Source organism: Gordonia sp. LMA484, assembly GCF_058129505.1.
This window is the reverse complement of sequence record NZ_CM176700.1, coordinates 2,391,583-2,409,365: the sequence shown is the minus strand read 5'-3', so window position 1 is coordinate 2,409,365 and position 17,783 is coordinate 2,391,583. Positions and strand designations below refer to the sequence as shown.

Annotated in this window: 14 protein-coding genes; 7 read left to right on the top strand and 7 right to left on the bottom strand. The window is 67.9% G+C overall.

What is annotated here, in order from left to right; translation table 11 throughout:
- Positions 1 to 6: 6 nt before the first annotated feature.
- Together sucB and AC4AMJ_RS10465 are read right to left on the bottom strand one after the other, a co-directional pair.
- Entirely contained in the window at positions 7 to 1,779 is a 1,773-nt protein-coding gene (gene sucB / locus AC4AMJ_RS10470; protein WP_489918007.1) for a 2-oxoglutarate dehydrogenase, E2 component, dihydrolipoamide succinyltransferase, read from the bottom strand.
- A 203-nt stretch (positions 1,780 to 1,982) separates the two neighbouring features.
- Entirely contained in the window at positions 1,983 to 3,515 is a 1,533-nt protein-coding gene (locus tag AC4AMJ_RS10465; RefSeq protein WP_489918414.1) for a leucyl aminopeptidase, read from the bottom strand.
- Positions 3,516 to 3,573: 58 nt separating this feature from the next.
- Here AC4AMJ_RS10465 and gcvT point away from each other — a divergent pair, with 58 nt between their 5' ends.
- Positions 3,574 to 4,683, top strand: coding sequence for a glycine cleavage system aminomethyltransferase GcvT (gcvT, locus tag AC4AMJ_RS10460; RefSeq protein WP_489918006.1), 1,110 nt, complete (start codon positions 3,574 to 3,576; stop codon positions 4,681 to 4,683).
- A 62-nt stretch (positions 4,684 to 4,745) separates the two neighbouring features.
- Positions 4,746 to 5,852, top strand: coding sequence for a branched-chain amino acid aminotransferase (locus tag AC4AMJ_RS10455; RefSeq protein ID WP_489896178.1), 1,107 nt, complete (start codon positions 4,746 to 4,748; stop codon positions 5,850 to 5,852).
- Between the two features lie 19 nt (positions 5,853 to 5,871).
- Here the strand turns inward: AC4AMJ_RS10455 and AC4AMJ_RS10450 are convergent, their stop codons facing one another.
- From AC4AMJ_RS10450 to AC4AMJ_RS10440, 3 genes are read right to left on the bottom strand one after another with little or no spacing between them, the layout of a single operon-like run.
- Entirely contained in the window at positions 5,872 to 6,648 is a 777-nt protein-coding gene (locus AC4AMJ_RS10450) for an adenosylcobinamide-GDP ribazoletransferase (RefSeq protein WP_489918005.1), read from the bottom strand.
- A gap of 5 nt (positions 6,649 to 6,653) precedes the next feature.
- The gene (gene cobT, locus AC4AMJ_RS10445) at positions 6,654 to 8,501 is read right to left on the bottom strand and encodes a nicotinate-nucleotide--dimethylbenzimidazole phosphoribosyltransferase (RefSeq protein ID WP_489918004.1); all 1,848 of its coding nucleotides are present in this window, start codon (positions 8,499 to 8,501) and stop codon (positions 6,654 to 6,656) included.
- Positions 8,502 to 8,504: 3 nt separating this feature from the next.
- Positions 8,505 to 9,197 carry a DUF3043 domain-containing protein gene (locus AC4AMJ_RS10440; protein ID WP_489896175.1) on the bottom strand — a complete coding sequence of 231 codons (693 nt, stop codon included), beginning with the start codon at positions 9,195 to 9,197 and terminating at the stop codon, positions 8,505 to 8,507.
- A 102-nt stretch (positions 9,198 to 9,299) separates the two neighbouring features.
- Here AC4AMJ_RS10440 and AC4AMJ_RS10435 point away from each other — a divergent pair, with 102 nt between their 5' ends.
- The 3 genes from AC4AMJ_RS10435 to AC4AMJ_RS10425 all read left to right on the top strand — a co-directional run bounded on the left by AC4AMJ_RS10435 (position 9,300) and on the right by AC4AMJ_RS10425 (position 11,975).
- A complete protein-coding gene (locus AC4AMJ_RS10435) occupies positions 9,300 to 10,391 on the top strand; it encodes a glycerate kinase family protein (protein WP_489896174.1) in 1,092 nt (363 codons plus the stop codon).
- Positions 10,392 to 10,523: 132 nt separating this feature from the next.
- Positions 10,524 to 10,883 carry a HesB/IscA family protein gene (locus AC4AMJ_RS10430; protein WP_489896173.1) on the top strand — a complete coding sequence of 120 codons (360 nt, stop codon included), beginning with the start codon at positions 10,524 to 10,526 and terminating at the stop codon, positions 10,881 to 10,883.
- A gap of 120 nt (positions 10,884 to 11,003) precedes the next feature.
- Positions 11,004 to 11,975, top strand: coding sequence for a carbohydrate kinase family protein (locus AC4AMJ_RS10425; RefSeq protein WP_489896172.1), 972 nt, complete (start codon positions 11,004 to 11,006; stop codon positions 11,973 to 11,975).
- A 343-nt stretch (positions 11,976 to 12,318) separates the two neighbouring features.
- On the opposite strand, the gene asnB is transcribed toward AC4AMJ_RS10425, so the two are convergent.
- Complete coding sequence (gene asnB, locus AC4AMJ_RS10420; RefSeq protein ID WP_489900950.1) at positions 12,319 to 14,244, bottom strand: asparagine synthase (glutamine-hydrolyzing); 1,926 nt, start codon at positions 14,242 to 14,244, stop codon at positions 12,319 to 12,321.
- Between the two features lie 363 nt (positions 14,245 to 14,607).
- On the opposite strand from asnB, the gene ctaC reads away from it, so the two are divergent.
- Together ctaC and AC4AMJ_RS10410 are read left to right on the top strand one after the other, a co-directional pair.
- Positions 14,608 to 15,681, top strand: a complete 1,074-nt coding sequence (ctaC, locus tag AC4AMJ_RS10415) for an aa3-type cytochrome oxidase subunit II (protein WP_489900948.1) — start codon at positions 14,608 to 14,610, stop codon at positions 15,679 to 15,681.
- Positions 15,678 to 16,094: a cytochrome c oxidase subunit 4 gene (locus AC4AMJ_RS10410; RefSeq protein ID WP_489896171.1), complete on the top strand. Its 417-nt coding sequence runs from the start codon at positions 15,678 to 15,680 to the stop codon at positions 16,092 to 16,094. Before ctaC ends, AC4AMJ_RS10410 begins: the two co-directional genes overlap by 4 nt.
- A gap of 65 nt (positions 16,095 to 16,159) precedes the next feature.
- Here the strand turns inward: AC4AMJ_RS10410 and AC4AMJ_RS10405 are convergent, their stop codons facing one another.
- On the bottom strand, positions 16,160 to 17,680 hold the full coding sequence (locus tag AC4AMJ_RS10405; RefSeq protein ID WP_489918413.1) for a bifunctional phosphatase PAP2/diacylglycerol kinase family protein: 1,521 nt from the start codon (positions 17,678 to 17,680) through the stop codon (positions 16,160 to 16,162).
- Positions 17,681 to 17,783 lie beyond the last annotated feature (103 nt).

Sequence of the window (17,783 nt, the reverse complement as noted above, 5' to 3'; positions counted from 1 at the left end):
CGCGTCCTAGAGTCCGAGGTCGGCGGCGAACGAACCCTGTTCGAGGCGTTTCTTGATGGTGGTCAGGAAGCGGCCCGCGTCGGCACCGTCGATCAGACGGTGATCGTAGGTCAGCGGCAGATAGGACATCGACCGCACCGCGATCGACTCGGAGCCGTCGTCGGCGGTGATCACGACCGGCCGCTTGACGATGGCACCGGTGCCCAGCATCGCCGCCTGCGGCGGCACCAGGATCGGCGTGTCGAACAGTGCGCCCTGACTACCGATGTTGGTGATGGTGAAGGTGCCACCGGCCAACTCGTCGGGCTTGAGGCCACCCGCACCCTTCCGGGCCCGGGCGGCGATGTCGGCGATCGCACGGGCGAGACCGGCGATGGACAGGTCGTCCGCATTGTGGATGACCGGCGACAACAGTCCCTGTTCGGTGTCGACCGCGATACCGAGATGCACCTTGTCGTAGTAGGTGATCTCCTTCTTGTCCTCGTCGATCGACGCGTTGACGTTGGGGTGCGCCTTGAGCGCCTCGACGACGGCCTTCGCGATGAACGGCAGGAACGTGAGGTTCACGCCCTCGGATGCCTTGAACGACTCCTTGGCGGCCTTGCGCAGCGACACGATCTTGGTCATGTCGACCTCGAAGACCTGCGTGAGCTGCGCGCTCGTCTGCAGCGACTCGCGCGTCTTCTTCGCCGTGATCTGACGAATCCGGTTGATCTTCTGGGTGGTACCGCGCAGCTCGGCGAGCTCGGGCTTGATCTCGGGCGACGACGACGCAGCCGGTGCTGCCGGGGCGGATGCCGCCGGTGCGGGCGTGGACGCGGGTGCCGGTGCCTTGGCGGCCTCGGCCGCGGCCAGCACGTCCTGCTTGCGGATTCGACCGCCGACGCCGGTGCCCTTGACGGAGTTGAGGTCGATGTCGTTCTCGGCGGCCAGCTTTCGGACCAGTGGCGTCACGTACGGGGTCGACGACATCGTCTCCGGCTCGGCCTTGGAGACCTTCACTTCGTCCTTGGGCTCGGCAGGAGCAGGCTTCGACTCCGCCTTCGCGGGTTCCGGCTCGGGCTCGGGCTCGGGCTCCGGTTCCGGCTCCGGTTCGGGTTCCGGCTCTGGTTCGGATTTCGCCTCGGGCTCCGGCTCGGACTTCTGTGCCGGTGCGGCGGAGGCGTCGCCGATGACGGCCAGCCTGCCGCCCACCTCGATCACGTCGTCTTCCTGCGCGAGGATCTCGAGCAGGGTGCCGGCGACCGGTGAGGGGATCTCGGTGTCGACCTTGTCGGTGGACACCTCGAGCAGCGGCTCGTCCGCGGCGACCTCGTCACCGACGGCCTTCAGCCAGTTGGTGACGGTGCCCTCGGTGACCGACTCGCCCAATTCGGGCATCACGACGTCGGTTCCCGATGCCGATCCGCCGCCGGTGGTCGACTCGGCGCTCGGCTTGGTGGCCGGTTCCTCGGAGTCGGTGGACGGGGCCTGCGCCGGCTCGTCTTTCTCCGCTGCGGGCGCCTCGTCGCCTCCGCCCGAGGAGTCCGGTGCCGATTCTCCTTCTTCGCCGATCAGGGCGAGCTCGCCGCCGACCTCGACCACATCGTCCTCGGCGGCGATGATCTTCGTCAGCACACCTGATGCGGGGGCGGGGATCTCGGTGTCGACCTTGTCGGTGGACACCTCGAGCAATGGCTCGTCGGCCTCGACGGTGTCGCCCTCCTCCTTCAGCCACCGTGTGACTGTCCCCTCGGTGACGCTTTCACCAAGGGCGGGCATCTGGACGGAGAAGGCCATCGTTGTTGACTCCTGAACTCGAGGTGTTGTCGTTGTTCTGCGCGCCGCGGTGTGTGCGCCGTCGGTGCACCGGAACGGGCTGTGGCGGGTGAGCCGTCCGTCCCTGAGTCACCCTACCCGGCCTGCGTCACAGTGACGTGCTGTGGCCGGACTTTGTGTGCGGTAACTCTCGTGGGCCGGATCCGCCGGATGCCGCGGGGTCATCAGCCGTGTGCCGCGATGTCCTCGAGCACCCGGGCGATGGTCCGCACCGGCACACCGGTACCACCCTTCGGGGTGTATCCCCACGCTCCGCCTGTGTTGAATGCGGGTCCGGCGATGTCGATGTGGGCCCACGACACCGACGCGGGGACGAACTCCTTCAGGAACAGTCCTGCCGAGAGCATTCCGCCGTTGCGGTGATTGGTCACATTCGCCAGGTCGGCGACCCGCGACTTGAGATCGGCCCGGAGCTCGGCGGGCAGTGGCATGGCCCAGCCGTTCTCGCCGACCTCGCGCGAGAGCGCGGCGACCCGATCCCGGAAGTCGTCGGTGCCCATGACGCCCGGCGTGCGAGCGCCGAGCGCGACCATCTGCGCTCCGGTGAGGGTGGCGGTGTCGATGAGGTAATCCGGCTCGTCCTCGCAGGCTCGGACGATCGCGTCGGCCAGGATCAGTCGTCCCTCGGCATCGGTGTTGAGGACCTCGACGGTGGTGCCGCCGTACTGGGTGAGTACATCGCCGGGACGTTGTGCGGTGGACGACGGCATGTTCTCCGCCATCGGCACCGTGGCCGTCACCGAGACGTCGAGATCGAGCCGCGCCGCGAGGATGGTGGCCCCGATGACGGCAGCGGCGCCACCCATGTCCGAGGTCATGTGGTCCATGTTGGCGGCGGGTTTGATCGAGATGCCGCCGGTGTCGAAGGTGATGCCCTTGCCGACGAGCGCGACCTTCTTGGCGCCCTTCTTCCCGGTGTGTGTCAGGCGGACCAGCCTGGGCAACCGCGACGATCCCTTACCGACGCCGATGATGCCGCCGTATCCCGCTTTCGCCAGCGCCGTGTCGTCGAGCACCTCGACCTTGAGGCCGACGGCACTGCCGAGCCGGCGTGCCCGTTCGGCGAACTCCTCGGGATACAGGTGGCTCGGCGGGGTGTTCACGAAATCACGGGCGATCGCGACGGAGTCGGCCACGGCGACGGCGTGCTCCAGATCGGCCTTCGTGGCCTTGCCCTTGTCGCCGGCGAGCAGGGTGACGCGTACCGGAGGCGCCTTCTTCGGTCGGGTCTTGTCGGAGCGGAACGTGTCGAATCGGTACGCGCCCAAGAAGAATCCCTCGGCCACGGCCTGCAGGTCAATGGTCGACAGTGTGGTCGCGACCTGGTCGATCCCGTCGAGTTCGCGAGCCGCGATGCCGGCCGCCTGACGTAGCTGCTCGGCATCGTCGACATTGTCGGTGTCGCCGAGACCGACGGCGACGATGACGTCGACGCCGATCCCGTCGGGCGCCGAGAAACGGGTGACCTCGCCGTGTGCTCCGGTCGCTCCGAGGCGACGGACCGCGGTGGCGACGGCCTCGGCCTGCGCGTCGTCGAGGATGCCATCGCCGATGACGAGTGTGGGTTCGGCGTCGGTCGCGTCGTCCCCGTCGGGTTTGACGAGGCCGATCACGAGGGCCTCGTCGCCCTTGTCGAGAGTGGTCGCCGGCACCAGTTCCGGGCCGCGCACGCGGTCCGTCGTCTCGTTCTTGGTCACGGCACAACTCTGCCACAGCGCCATGGCCGGGTGGTGGTTCCCAGTAGCGTATGTGGACATGACCGAACTCCTCGCCGGCCCGATCGCCGACCGTCACACCGCTCTCGGTGCCACCTTCGCCGAGTTCGGCGGATGGAACATGCCCGTGTCATATGCGGGCACCGTCGCCGAACACACCGCAGTGCGCGAGAACGTCGGGATCTTCGATGTCAGTCATCTCGGCAAAGCTCTGGTCTCCGGGCCGGGGGCGGCCGAGTTCGTCAATCGCACGCTGACCAATGATCTCGGCAAGATCGCGCCGGGAAAAGCACAATACACGTTGTGCTGCAACGACTCCGGCGGGGTCGTCGACGACATGATCGCCTACCTGGTGAGCGCCGACGAGGTGTTCCTGGTGCCCAACGCGGCCAACACCGCGGCAGTCGTCGCACAGCTGTCCGCGGCCGCGCCCGCCGGTATCACCGTCGCCGACCAGCATCGGGATTTCGGCGTGCTGGCGGTGCAGGGGCCGAAGGCGCCGGAGGTACTGGCCGGGCTGGGATTGCCCACCGAGATGGAATACATGGCCTTCGCCGACGCGGAACTGACAACAGAGAGTGGAACCGTGCCGCTGCGGGTGTGCCGCACCGGCTACACCGGCGAACGCGGCTACGAGATCCTGCCACGCTGGGCGGACTCGGGGCCGGTGTTCGACGCGCTGCTCGGCGCGGTCACCGAGGCCGGCGGACAGCCGGCCGGGCTGGGTGCGCGCGACACGCTGCGGACCGAGATGGGCTACGCGCTGCACGGCCACGAACTGAGTCCGGAGATCACACCCGTGCAGGCGCGGGCGGGCTGGGCCGTCGGGTGGAAGAAGGCGGAGTTCTTCGGTCGCGAGCGACTCCTCGCCGAGAAGGAATCCGGTCCCGAGCGACGACTGTACGGGCTGCGGGCCACCGGCCGGGGTGTCCCGCGGGCGGACTGCTCCGTCCGTGCCGGTTCGGCCGGCGCCGTGATCGGGACGTGCACGTCCGGCACGTTCTCGCCGACCCTCAAACAGGGCATCGCGCTCGCCCTCCTGGCGACCGATTCGGGGATCTCGGTAGGCGATCAGGTGGTCGTGGATGTTCGCGGACGCGACCTGGGGTGCGAGGTGGTGACGCCACCGTTCGTGGACTCGCACGTCTGACCTCGTGGCTGCTCCGCCGACGCGGCGATAATCGGTTTGCCGTGCGGCGGTACGATTGGCCAATGACCTTGCAGTTCACGCGTACCGAGCATCCCCACCCGGTGTCGGAAGGCCGTCGTGCGGAGATTCTCGCCGCACCGGGTTTCGGCAAGTACTTCACCGACAACATGGTGATGATCGACTACGACGTGGACAACGGGTGGCACAACGCCCAGGTGCGGCCCTACGGTCCGATCGCGCTCGACCCGTCGGCGATGGTCCTGCACTACGGCCAGGAAGTGTTCGAGGGGCTCAAGGCATATCGCCAGCCCGACGGCACCATCGCCGCATTCCGGCCCGAGGCCAACGGTCAGCGTCTGCAGCGGTCCGCCGAGCGTCTGGCCATGCCGCCGCTGCCGGTCGACGACTTCATCGAATCCTTGCGGGCGCTGCTGGCCGCGGACAACGAATGGGTGCCTGCGGCGGGTGGTGAGGAAGCCCTGTACCTACGCCCGTTCATGTTCGCCTCGCAGGCCGGCCTCGGCGTGAACGCGCCGTCGAACAAGTACATCTACTCCGTCATCGCCTCGCCCGCCGGTTCGTATTTCACCGGAGGAATCAAGCCGGTCAGCGTGTGGCTCTCGACCGAGTACGTCCGGGCGGCACCGGGCGGAACCGGGTTCGCCAAATGCGGCGGCAACTACGCCGCGTCCTTCCTCGCGCAGGCCGAGGCGACCCGGAACGGGTGCGATCAGGTGGTCTGGCTCGATGCCGTCGAGCGTCGCTACATCGAGGAGATGGGCGGGATGAACCTGTTCTTCGTCTTCGGGTCCGGCGCCGACGCGCGACTCGTGACACCCGAGCTCACCGGCTCGCTACTCCCGGGGATCACCCGGGATTCGTTGCTGCAGTTGGCCACCGACGCGGGATTCGCGGTCGACGAGCGGCGCATCAGCACCGAGGAGCTGCGCAAGGGCGTTGCGTCCGGCGACATCACCGAGGTGTTCGCGTGCGGCACCGCCGCGGTGATCACGCCCGTCGGACGGGTGAAGGGTGAGACCGAGGACTATCTGATCGGGGATGGTTCGGCCGGTGAGGTCACCCAGGCGCTGCGCGACACCCTGACGGGAATTCAGCGCGGCACCTTCGCCGACACCCATGGCTGGATGACCGGGCTCTACCGCCGCTGACTCTACCGCCGCTGATCGGTCAGGCCAGCAGCCCGATCAGTGAAACGGTCACGCCGAGTTCGATTCCGGCGCCGAGGACATCGCCGTTGATGCCGCCGATGCGGCGCGCGCAGTGGGCGGTGAACCACCATCCGAGCGCGACGACCGCGACCACGACGCAGATCGAACGGATCGCGGTCGAGGGTGCGTAGGCGTCGCCGTGCCATCCACTGACGATCGCCGCGAGGACGGCCACGACACCCCAGACGGCGATCGAGGCGCGTTGCGAGTCGGCGACCAGTGCCCCGAAGCCCTGTGGCTGGGCGGCCGGTAGCCCGCGCCGGGCACCGATCACGGCCACCAGGCGTCCGAGGGTGACGGCGAAAACTATTGCATACCAACGCTGTTGATCTGCGAGGGCGCCGAATCCGATGGCCTGAAGGATCATCACGACGACGATGGTCGCAACACCGAACGGACCGGCCGACCCGCTCTTCATCACCTCGGCGACCCGCTCGGGCGGGCCGTAGCAGCCGAGTCCGTCCGCGGTGTCGGCAAGACCGTCGAGATGCATGCCCCGCGTTGCCAACCCGAGGGCCGCGACGACGAGGACACCAACCATCGCCGACGGGAGATCGGTGGCGGACAATCCCGCCGCGAGTGCTGCAGCCGGAACACCGAGGACGACGCCGACCACCGGTACCGCGGTCATCGCCGCGGCCCCGGTGGTGCGATCCATCGCCACCCGGGGCTGGGGAAGGGGCAGAACGGTCAGCCAGCTGAGCGCGACATGGGTGGCCCGCAGGGGAGACCGCATGGATCTCAGTGCGCGCCGGTCGCGACTGTTGTCGTCGAGGGCTCGTCGTCGCGGTCGCTGACGCCGGCCTCGGCGAAGGTGGCCATCGACGTCAGGATGTCCACCGACGACGCCACGATCGGCAGCGCGGCCAGCGCACCGCTTCCCTCGCCGAGTCGCATCGAGAGGTCGAGGACGGGTGTGAGGTCGAGGTGGCCCAGGGCGACGGTGTGCGCGGGTTCCACCGACCGGTGACCGGCCAGCCACCAGCGTGCCGCACCGGGAGCGAGTTCGTTGGCCACCAGGGCCGCGGCCGTCACGACCATTCCGTCGAGGATCACCGGGGTCCGACGGATCGCGGCCTGTGCCAGGAACCCGGCGAGGGCGGTGAGGTCGGCGCCCGCGACCGCCGCCAGCAACGACAGCGGGTCGTGCACGTGCCGCCGAGCCCGACGCATGCCGTCCCGGATCGCGGCGGTCTTGCGAATCCAGCCGGCATCGTCGATCCCGGTTCCGCGCCCGACGATCTCGACGGGCTCACGCCGGGTCAGCGACCCGATCAACACGGTGGCCGGGGTGGTGTTGCCGATGCCCATCTCGCCGCCGATCAGCAGATCGGCGCCCGAGTCGACGAGATCGTCGGCGATGGCACGGCCGGCCGCGAGTGCCTCCCGCGCCTCACCGATGGTGAGTGCGTCCGTGACGCGCAGATCACCACTGCTGCGGCGGACCTTGTATCGGGAGACCTCCGGTGACGTGTCGGCATCCACCGACATGTCGACGACTCGCACGCTGGCACCCGCACGGCGCGCCAGGACATTGACGGCAGCGCCCCCGGCGGCGATGTTGGCGACCATCTGGGCGGTCACCTCCGGCGGGAACGCCGACACGCCCGACTGTGCGACACCATGGTCGCCGGCGAAGACGACGACCGCAGGCGCCGTCAACGGTCGTGGGGGACAGACCCCTTGGCACGACGACAGCCATATCCCGATGTCCTCGAGTCGTCCGAGGGCGCCGGGTGGCTTCGTCAGGGTCAGATGTCGCGCGCGGGCCGCCTCGGCGGTGCCCATGTCCGGCGGCTCCACGGTGGGGAAGACCTCGGCGTCCACCCAGTCGGTCGAGCCTGCGGCCGTCGGCGGCAAGGGTGCGGTCATTGCCGCCGGTGCCGTTTCGGTCGCCGTGGATTCGGTGGTTGTCGGTGGTGCGGGCGCCGGCACAGTGGTTGCTGTCGGCGCGATGTCGGGTTCTGTCGGCGCGATGTCGGGTTCTGCCGACGAGAATTGCGTCGTGGGGGTTGCGGGCGCCGGAAGTTCGAGAACGCGGCCGGCGACGACCAGGACGACCCGGTCGCAGACGGCGGCGACGGCCTCGTTGAGGGCCCCGAGTTCATCCTGGAATCGCTTACCCGCCGGCGTCGGCGGAACCAGCGACAGGCCGGCCTCGGGACTGATGACGACCAGATCGCCGGTGAATGCGGATATCGCCGAACACAGGTCGGACCGCAGATCGGTCAGATCGACGGGCTCGTCGCCCCATCCTCCGACGGCGTCGAGACTCGCGGCGAGCCAGTTGCCCAGGTCGTCGAGCAGTACCGGGGTCTCGGGATCCGATCGCAACGACCCCGCCACGTCGATCGTCTCGACCGTCGTATAGCGGTCGTCGCGGCGCCGGCGATGGGCGCTCACCCGGGCCACCCAGTCGGCATCCGACGACGTCGCCGGCCCGGTCGCGAGGTAACGCACCCGCGGATGCTGCCGCAGGAGCGTCTCGCCGTAGCCGGATTTACCCGATCGCACCCCGCCCAGCACCAGGGTGCGGGTGGTGGTCGTCGAGTGTGCGGTGCCGTTGACGGGAGTCTCCCGTGGCCCCACCGGTCAGACCTCGTCGCCGGCCGACACCTGCGGCTTGGGCGCCCGCATCATGCGCAACTGCATGGCACGGGTGAACGCGTACCAGCCCAGGCGAACGCCGGTCTGTGACGGATCGACATCCGGGTAGCGTTCGCGTACCCGGCGATTGACGAGACGTCCGAGGATCACGGCGTCGATCACCATGAAGATGACGAACACCAGCAGTACGAGGTTGGCGTAGACGGCGAGTTGCGGGACGAACATGACCACGATCAACAGAATCGCGAACGGCATGAACAGGCCTGCGAAGTTGCGACGTGAGTCGACGATGTCCCGGGTGAACCGTCGGGCCGGACCCTTGTCGCGCGGCATCAGGTAGCGCTCGTCGCCGGCCATCATCTTCTCGCGCTGCTCGTTGCGCGCGACCTTGCGGTCGTCGGCGAGCTTGCGCTTCTCCTCGCGCGACAGATTCGACTTCGTCGCCTTGCGCCGGGCCCGGGCCTCCGAACGCGTCGTCGGCGGCGGTGCGACGGGTCCGCGGCGGCGTTTCTCGGCCTCGCGCCGCGACGGCGTCGCACGCCCCTTGCCCGGCGTGTAGGCAGTGCCTTTGGAGTCGGTGTTCGCGCTGGTCGATGCATCGTCATCGAGGTTCGCGGACGCCTCGGTGTCCGCATTCGTGGTGACGGCGTCGTCATCTGACTTCCATGGCAACTTCACACCTTCTACGGTAGGTGATCCGCGCTGCCGAGGTTCGCGGACCTCCCTATACTTCGTGCGCATGAGACCACGCCCCGGTGCGACGACGTCCCTGCAGGCGACATGCGCGTTCTGATCGCGCCGGATTCCTTCGGCGACACGCTGTCGGCGGTCGCGGCGTGCGCCGCCATCGCACGCGGCTGGTCGGTGTCGCGACCGGGCGACGAACTGCGGGCCGCGCCACAATCCGACGGGGGCCCCGGATTCGTCGACGTCCTGGCCTCCCGCTTCGGGGAGAAGCGCACGGCGACGGTGTCCGGTCCGCTCGGTGCCGCGGTCACGGCCTCGTGGTTGTACGACGATCGCGACGCTGCAAGCGTCGCGTACATCGAATGTGCGCAGGCCTGTGGGCTGCATCAGCTGGGCGGTCGGCCGACCCCGCGAACGGCGGTTTCCGCCGACACCACCGGCGTCGGACAGCTCATCGCCGCGGCGCTCGAGGCCGGGGCGTCCACGATCGTCGTCGGGCTCGGGGGATCGGCCACCACCGACGGCGGGCGGGGCATGATCGAGGCGCTCGGCGGCCCGGTCGCCGCCGTCGAACGACTGGCCCCGGTGACGGTCGTGGCGGCATCGGATGTCGAGAACCCGCTGCTCGGTCCGGCGGGCGCCGCTGCGGTGTTCGGTCCCCAGAAAGGGGCCGATCCGTCGACGGTCGATCGGCTCGAGGAGCAGATGGGCGAGTGGTCGACGGTGCTCGGCGAGATGGCCGGGCGTGATGTGTCCGGCGAGGACGGTGCGGGCGCCGCCGGCGGCCTCGGCGCCGCGCTGCTGGCCCTGGGCGGGCGTCGGGTCTCCGGCGCGACCGTGGTCGCAGACGCGACCGATCGGGCCGCCGACGTCGCGTCGTCGGACCTGATCATCACAGGTGAGGGCAAGTTCGATACGCAGACACTGCGCGGCAAGGTGGTCTCCGCGCTCAACGATGCGGCCGCCGCGGCGGGCATCCCGACCCTGGTGTTCGCCGGGCAGGTGGCGCTGACCGCCGACGCGATCGAACAGGCCGGGATCGCCGGCGCGTACGCGATCGTCGATGTCGCGGGTTCGGTCGAACTCGCGATGACCGACGCCGACAACCAGCTGGCCCGGCTGGCGGAGCAGGTCGGGGCCGGGTGGACCGAAACCGAGGCTCCACGCCGCGCGCAGGGTGCATGAGACAACCGTTGGGGTCGGCAGGAATACAGTGGGACGGGGTACCGTTGAATGCAGCACGTGGCCCAGGGGCGGGTAGGAGTCTGACTTCGATCCGTCGACGGTGACCTCGAACCGAGACATACAGGAGTATCGATGACCGTTCAGAACGAGTCCGGAACCACCACCACGACCGGCGTCATTCTGACCGACGCGGCTGCCTCCAAGGCGAAGGCGCTGCTCGACCAGGAGGGGCGCGACGACCTGTCGCTGCGGATCGCGGTGCAGCCGGGCGGATGTGCAGGTCTGCGCTACCAGCTGTTCTTCGACGACCGCAGCCTCGACGGTGACCTCACCGACGACTTCGCCGGCGTGACCCTCGCGGTGGACCGGATGAGCGCGCCCTACGTGGGCGGTGCCACCATCGACTTCGTCGACACCATCGAGAAGCAGGGCTTCACGATCGACAACCCGAACGCCACCGGCAGCTGCGCCTGCGGCGACTCGTTCAACTGAGCCCGACGAACTCACACCACTGACCGCATTCCCCAGCGTGGGGGTGCGGTCAGTGGCGTCTGGGCGCCTGAGTAGCGTGGAATGCTGTCCGACTCCGGCCGACCGAAGGGCGAGCACCGCGTGGCAATCGTTGTCTGTGGCTCCATCGCAACCGACCACCTCATGACCTTTCCGGGGAAATTCTCCGAGCAGTTGCTCGGTGACCACCTCGAGCACATCTCGCTGAGCTTCCTCGTCGAGGATCTCGTGGTCCGTCGAGGCGGTGTCGGGGGCAACATCTGCTACGCGATGGGCGAGCTCGGCGGCAGCCCGCTGCTGGTCGGCTCGGTCGGTGCGGACTTCGACGACTACCGGCAGTGGCTCGAGGCACACGGCGTCGACTGTCGTGCGGTGCGGATCTCGGAGACCCAGCACACCGCACGCTTCATGTGCACGACCGACCAGACGATGGCCCAACTGGCGAGCTTCTATCCGGGCGCGATGAGCGAGGCGCGCGAGATCGCCCTGTCCGATGTGTTCGCGCAGACAGGTACTCCGGACCTGGTGCTCATCGGCGCCGACGACCCCGACGCGATGATTCGGCACACCGAGCAGTGCCGCACGCTCGGCGTCCCGTTCGCGGCCGACCCGTCTCAGCAGCTCGCACGCCTCGACGGGGAACAGACCCGGGCCCTGATCGACGGCGCCGCCTACCTGTTCACCAACGAGTACGAGTGGGGTCTGCTACGGCAGAAGACCGGTCTGTCGGAGGCCCAGGTGGCCGACATGGTCGGGGTCCGCGTGACGACCCTGGGCAAGGACGGCGTCGAGATCATCGACCGCGACGGCACACGAACCCATGTCGCAGTGGTGCCGGAGACCGAGAAGGTCGATCCCACCGGTGTCGGCGACGGCTTCCGCGCCGGCTTCCTGACCGCCCGCGCCAAGGGGCTGGACTTCGAACGCGCCGCGCAGGTCGGTTCGATGGTCGCGGTTCTCGTGCTCGAGACCGTCTCCACCCAGGACTGGACCTGGGACCGCGAGCTCGCCCTCAAACGACTGGCCGACGCCTACGGCGACGCCGCCGCAAGCGAGATCGCCGCGCACCTCTAGCCCCCGCACCGGGCGATGCCAGCCGCACCGGGCGATGCCAACCGCACCCGAGGCCGCCAACGCCACCAGCACGGAGGTCGAGAGAACCCGAAAATCCGCCGAGAGAACCCAGCCCACCTGCCGAACCGATGCTGTCGGCGAAATTCTGGGTTCTCTCGGCGGATTTTCGGGTTCTCTCGACGCGAAGGGTCTCTCGAGGCCGGACACGGTTCTCTCGACGCGAAGGGTCTCTAGGCGGGGCACGGTTCTCTCGACGCGAAGGGTCTCTCGAGGCCGGACACTCTTCTCTCGACCGCCGTGCTGATGGCGTTGGCGGGCCTCGGAATGCGGCTGGGTGCGGCTGCTATAGGCGCACCGGATAGCTGTGGTCGGTGATGTCGGGCACGATGGTCTTCTCCACGAAGATGCCGTGCCAGACCATGAACGACAGCAGGGTCCACAGGCGGCGACTGTTGTCGACGAGGCCTTGGCGGTGCTCGTTGAGCATCTCGACGATCGCGTTCTTGTTGAGGATGTGATCGGTCTGCGAGCGTTCGATGGTCTCGTGCGCCCAGTCGAACATCTCGGTCCCGGCCAGCCAGTGACGGATGGGTACGGGGAAACCGAGTTTCTTCCGGTGCAGCACGTGGGGTGGCACGATCTGCTCCAACGCCTGTCGTAGGGCGTACTTGGTGGTGCCGTGGGAGATCTTCTCGTCGTAGGGCAGTGCCTCGGCGATCCTGAAGACCTCAGGGTCGAGGAACGGTACCCGCAGCTCCAGCGAATTGGCCATCGTCATCTTGTCGGCCTTGACGAGGATGTCGCCGCGCAACCAGGTGAACAGGTCGATGTGCTGCATCCGGGCGACGGGATCGAGACCCTCGGACATCGCATAGATCGGCGCGGTGACGTCGGTGTGGGTCCATTCGGGCCGGTAGTCGCGCAGGACGGCCCGCAACCGCGCGTCGTCGAAGCTGCGTGCGTTGCCGTAGTAGCGCTCCTCGAGTGTCAACGACCCCCGGTGCAGCAGACTCTTGCCGCGGGTGCCCTCCGGGATGCGGTCGGAGACACGGCCGGCGAGGCGGCGCAACGCGGCGGGCAGTCGGTCGAAGGTGCTCAGCGACAACGGCTCCTTGTAGATCGTGTACCCGCCGAACAGTTCGTCGGCACCCTCTCCCGAGAGCACCACCTTGACGTGTTTGCGGGCTTCGGCGGCGACGAAATAGAGCGGAACCAGGGCCGGGTCGGCGACGGGATCGTCCAGGTACCAGACGATCTCCGGGATGGCGTCGATGAACTCGCGCGGACTGACAACCTTGACGATGTGCCGGGCGCCGATCGCTTCGGCCGACTCGACGGCGACATCGACCTCGGAATAGCCCTCGCGCTCGAATCCGGTCGTGAAGGTGATCAGGTCGGGGTTGTGCTGGATCGCCAACGCGGCGATGGCGGTGGAGTCGATGCCCCCGGACAGGAACGACCCGACGGTGACGTCGGCGCGCATGTGCTTGGCCACCGAATCCGACAACACCTCGGCGATCTCGTCGTACCGCGCCTGTCGCGATCCGTCGGTGAAGGGCCGCACCGAGAACCGGGGGGTGAAGTACCGCTGGATCTGCGGTGCCCCACCGGGTCGGATCGTCGCGTGGCATCCGGACTCCAGACGCCGGATCGATGCGTGCAGCGTCTCCGGCTCGGGCACGTACTGCAACACCGTGTAGTGCTCGATCGCCCGCGGGTCGAGCTCATCGCCGAGGCCGAGGCGGCCGGTCAGCTCCAGCAGGCTCTTCTTCTCGCTGCCGAACGCCGACCCGCCGGGGCCGGTGGCCAGGAACATCGGCTTGATCCCGAACGGATCGCGAGCCAGGAACAGCGAGCGGTTCTCGGTGTCCCAGATCGCGAACGCGAACATGCCGCGAAGGCGACGCACCGCGTCGGGTCCCCAATGGTGGAACGCGGCGACGATGGCCTCACCGTCGCCCTCGGTGGCGAACCGGGCGCCCTCGTCACGCGCGAGTTCCTCCCGGATCTCCAGGTAGTTGTAGATCTCACCGTTGAACACCAGCGCATAGCGGTCCGGCTGCTCGTCCGGGCCCCATCGCAGCGGCTGGTGCGAGTGCTCGATGTCGATGATGGACAGCCGGTTGAAACCGAGCACGAGATCGGCGTCATGCCACGTGCCGGGCTCGTCGGGTCCGCGGTGTCGCATGCAGTGGGAGGCTTCCGACACCAGTTCGACGGCGGAGTCCGCCGATCCGTCGGAGGTCAGCAGACCGAGCAAACCACACACCAGACAGGCCCTCACATATCGACGTTTCCACGCGCTTCTGACGCGTCGAGTATGCCTGACGAACGGTGATGGCAACGGGTGCGGTCCGCATGCGGTCATGTGGCCCCGGGTGGCCGACGCACGCAGGCAAACCCCAATCACGAAACGTTCGCCGGGTTGGTCTACGCTGCGTAGTACTAGGTGCAAGAATTGCCTTGGCGCCGGGTGAGATTTCGCTCGGAACCGGCGATGAATGCCCTGTGCGGGTCATGTGACATGGCAACTCGGTCCACACGCGTGTCGGAACCGAGCGAGCGGGAAGGCGTGAAATTGGCACACGGTGGACGGCCGCGGGCGAGAGCAGCCCGTTCCGCATCGCGGACGATCAAGCAGGTCGGTGCACTCGTCGCACTCGGTATCGGTGCGCTGCTCCTGTCGGGCTGTGATGCCCGCACAGCGATGCGATTCGGATGGCCCGCGGGTGTGACCCCGGAGGCCAAGAAGATGGGCGACCTGTGGACCTGGTCGGTCATCGCCGCCCTGTTGATGGGCATCCTGGTGTGGGCCTTGATCTTCTGGTCCATCACCTTCCATCGGCACAAGGCCGGGAAGGACGAGTTCCCGCGGCAGACGGCATACAACGTGCCGCTCGAACTCAGCTACACGGCGATCCCGTTCGTGATCATCGCGGTGCTGTTCTACTTCACGGTCGTGGTGCAGAACGACGTCGAGAGCAAGACCTCGGATCCCAAGGTCACCGTCGATGTCACCGCCTTCCAGTGGAACTGGAAGTTCGGTTACCGCGACGTCGTCTTCACCGACGGTGCGAACTACAACGGCTTCGAGCGGTCCGGAAGCCCCTTCGAACTCCAGGCCCGCAACATGGCCAACGAGGACGGCGAAGAGGTGCCGGAGCCGGGCCCGGCCAACGGTCGCGATGACGATGTCCGCGATTACCTGAAGTTCAACAAGATCGAGACCGTCGGATCCTCGACGGAGATCCCGATCCTGGTGCTGCCGACCGGCAAGCGCATCGAGTTCGACATCGCGTCCGCCGACGTCATCCACTCGTTCTGGGTGCCCGAGTTCCTCTTCAAGCGTGACGTCATGCCGTTCCCGAAGCAGAACCACACCGACAACGTCTTCCAGATCTCGAGCATCGACCGCCAAGGAGCCTTCGTCGGACGATGCGCGGAGATGTGCGGAACCTTCCACTCGATGATGAACTTCGAGGTCCGGGCGGTCAGTCCGCAGAAGTTCGACGCGTACATCCGCTACCGCGACGAGAACCCGTTGGCCACCAACGCGCAGGCACTCGAGGCGATCTGCGAGGTACCGCACTCGGTGACGACCGTTCCGTTCGACACGCGCCGCGCCACGTCGGGTAACACCCCCAAGGATCTGGGCAACGCCTCGGACACGAACCTGCAGGGCTGCACGGTGGGAGCAAACGGATGAAAATCGAAGCCAGGATCTTCGAACTGCTGACCGGATTCTTCTTCCTCGCCGGTATCGCGTACACCATCTGTACGGCGTTCTCGAGCAAGGGTGTCGAGTGGGTGGGCGTGACCGGCATGTTCTTCAGCGCCGGTCTGACCCTGATCGCCGGCACGTACTTCCGATTCGTCGCACGCCGCGTGGAGATCCGTCCCGAGGACTACGAGGATGCCGAGATCGAGGACGGCGCCGGAGAGCTGGGCTTCTTCAGCCCGCATTCCTGGTGGCCGATCCTGGTCGCCGGCGGCGCGGCGATGTTCGGCATCGGCTTCGCCACCGGTAACTTCTGGTTCGCCATCTTCGCTGCTGTCGTGATCATCGGCACCGCTGCGGGCCTCGTGTTCGAGTATCACGTGGGACCGGAGAAGCACTAGGCCGGAGCACCGGACCGCAGCGCGACCACCAGCGGCCGCACCCGATTCGGGTGCGGCCGCTCTGGTCACTTCGGGGGAGTCGGCGCATAGACCGGCAACGCGCGGTACCCGACCCGGAACGTCGCCTTCTCGTAGGATTCGCCGATCTCTCCGTCGTGTGCGACATCGACGGGCTCGTCCACCGCGGAGAACGAGAACTCCGGAACGTGCAGCTCGTGATACAGCGGCGAGCGTTCGAGACGTCCGGTGATCAACGCGCCGAGCATGCGTAGCAGGGCGAATCGATGTCCGACCTCGAGGATGCGGACGTCCAGCAGACCGTCATCGAGCCGGATGCGCCGTGACGGGGCGAAACCCGACGGACGGTAGAGCGAGTTGCCGAGCAGGAACAACGAGGTCTCGATGACCTCGCCGTTCACCCGGATGCGCACGGGTCGGGTATGTCGCAGGGTCGACGTCAGCGCGAAGGCTGTCGCGAAGGGCCGGCTCAGCTTGTGCTCCAACTTCGTACGCGTCCGGACGAAATGCGGGTAGGCGCCGATGCTGGCGGTGTTCAGCACCAGGGTGTCCTCGTTGAGTCGAGCGACGTCGATGGCGAACACCCGGCCGTCCACGATGGCGGACACGGTGTCGGCCACGGACGTGATGCGTAGATCCTGTGCGAAGTGGTTGTACGTCCCGCCGGGCAGCACGGCGAGCGGGACGTCGGCGTCCAGGGCGATCTGCGCCGCGGTGGCGACCGTTCCGTCGCCGCCGCCGACGGTGAGCACGTCAGCGCGCTGCGCCGCCTGGCGCAGCAGTTCCTCGATGTCGTCGTCCGGCCCGACCTCCACGATCTCGGCGTCGGGGAGCGACTTGGTGAACTCATCGAGCACCCGGCGGCCGTTGCCGGAACCCGATGCGGGATTCACGACGGCGACCACTCCCTCGCCGCGAGGCCGCGGCGTTGCCGGGACGCGGGTGGGGGAGGGGACCGCAATGCTGTGCTTGGTGATGGGAGGGACCAGGCGCCCTCCGATCACCGCGATCGTCGCGCCGATCCCGAAGCCCGCCAGCACATCACCGGGGTAATGCGCACCGGTGGCGACCCGGGACAGACCGACCAGACCGGCGAGGCCTCCGAGCACCAGACCGGTCGGGGCATGCTCGAGACCGACACCCATGGCGAACGCGGCGGCACTCGCCGAATGGCCCGACGGCAGTGAGTTGGATGTCGGCGAGCGGCGGCCGCGGCGTTCGACGGGCACCAACGACGAGGTCGGCCGTGGCCGGTTACGGATCCGTTTGGCCGCCTGATTGGTGACCAGGCTGGTGACTGCGAGCGTCGCGACGCCGCGCGCGGCACCACGTTGTGCCGCCGGTCGCCCGGTGAGCGCCATTCCGGCGGCGATCGCGAACCACAGCTTGGAGTGGTCGGCCGCCCGGGTCAGGCGCGGCATGAGCGCGTCCAGAGCCGGGGATTCCGATCGCGCGATCGTCTCGAAGATCTCTCCGTCGAGAGTGCCGAGACCCCGGGTGATCTGGCGTAAACCGGCGGAGTCCCAGATGGATTCGGATGCGGTGCGGGATCGTCGGCGAGGTCTCATCACGTCTCGATCCTAGTGGCCCGCCGGATGCCGGTCGCGGGGCCATGAACGCCATCGACCGCCGTGCTCCGGCACGGCGGTCGATGGATGTATCTCGCGGAAA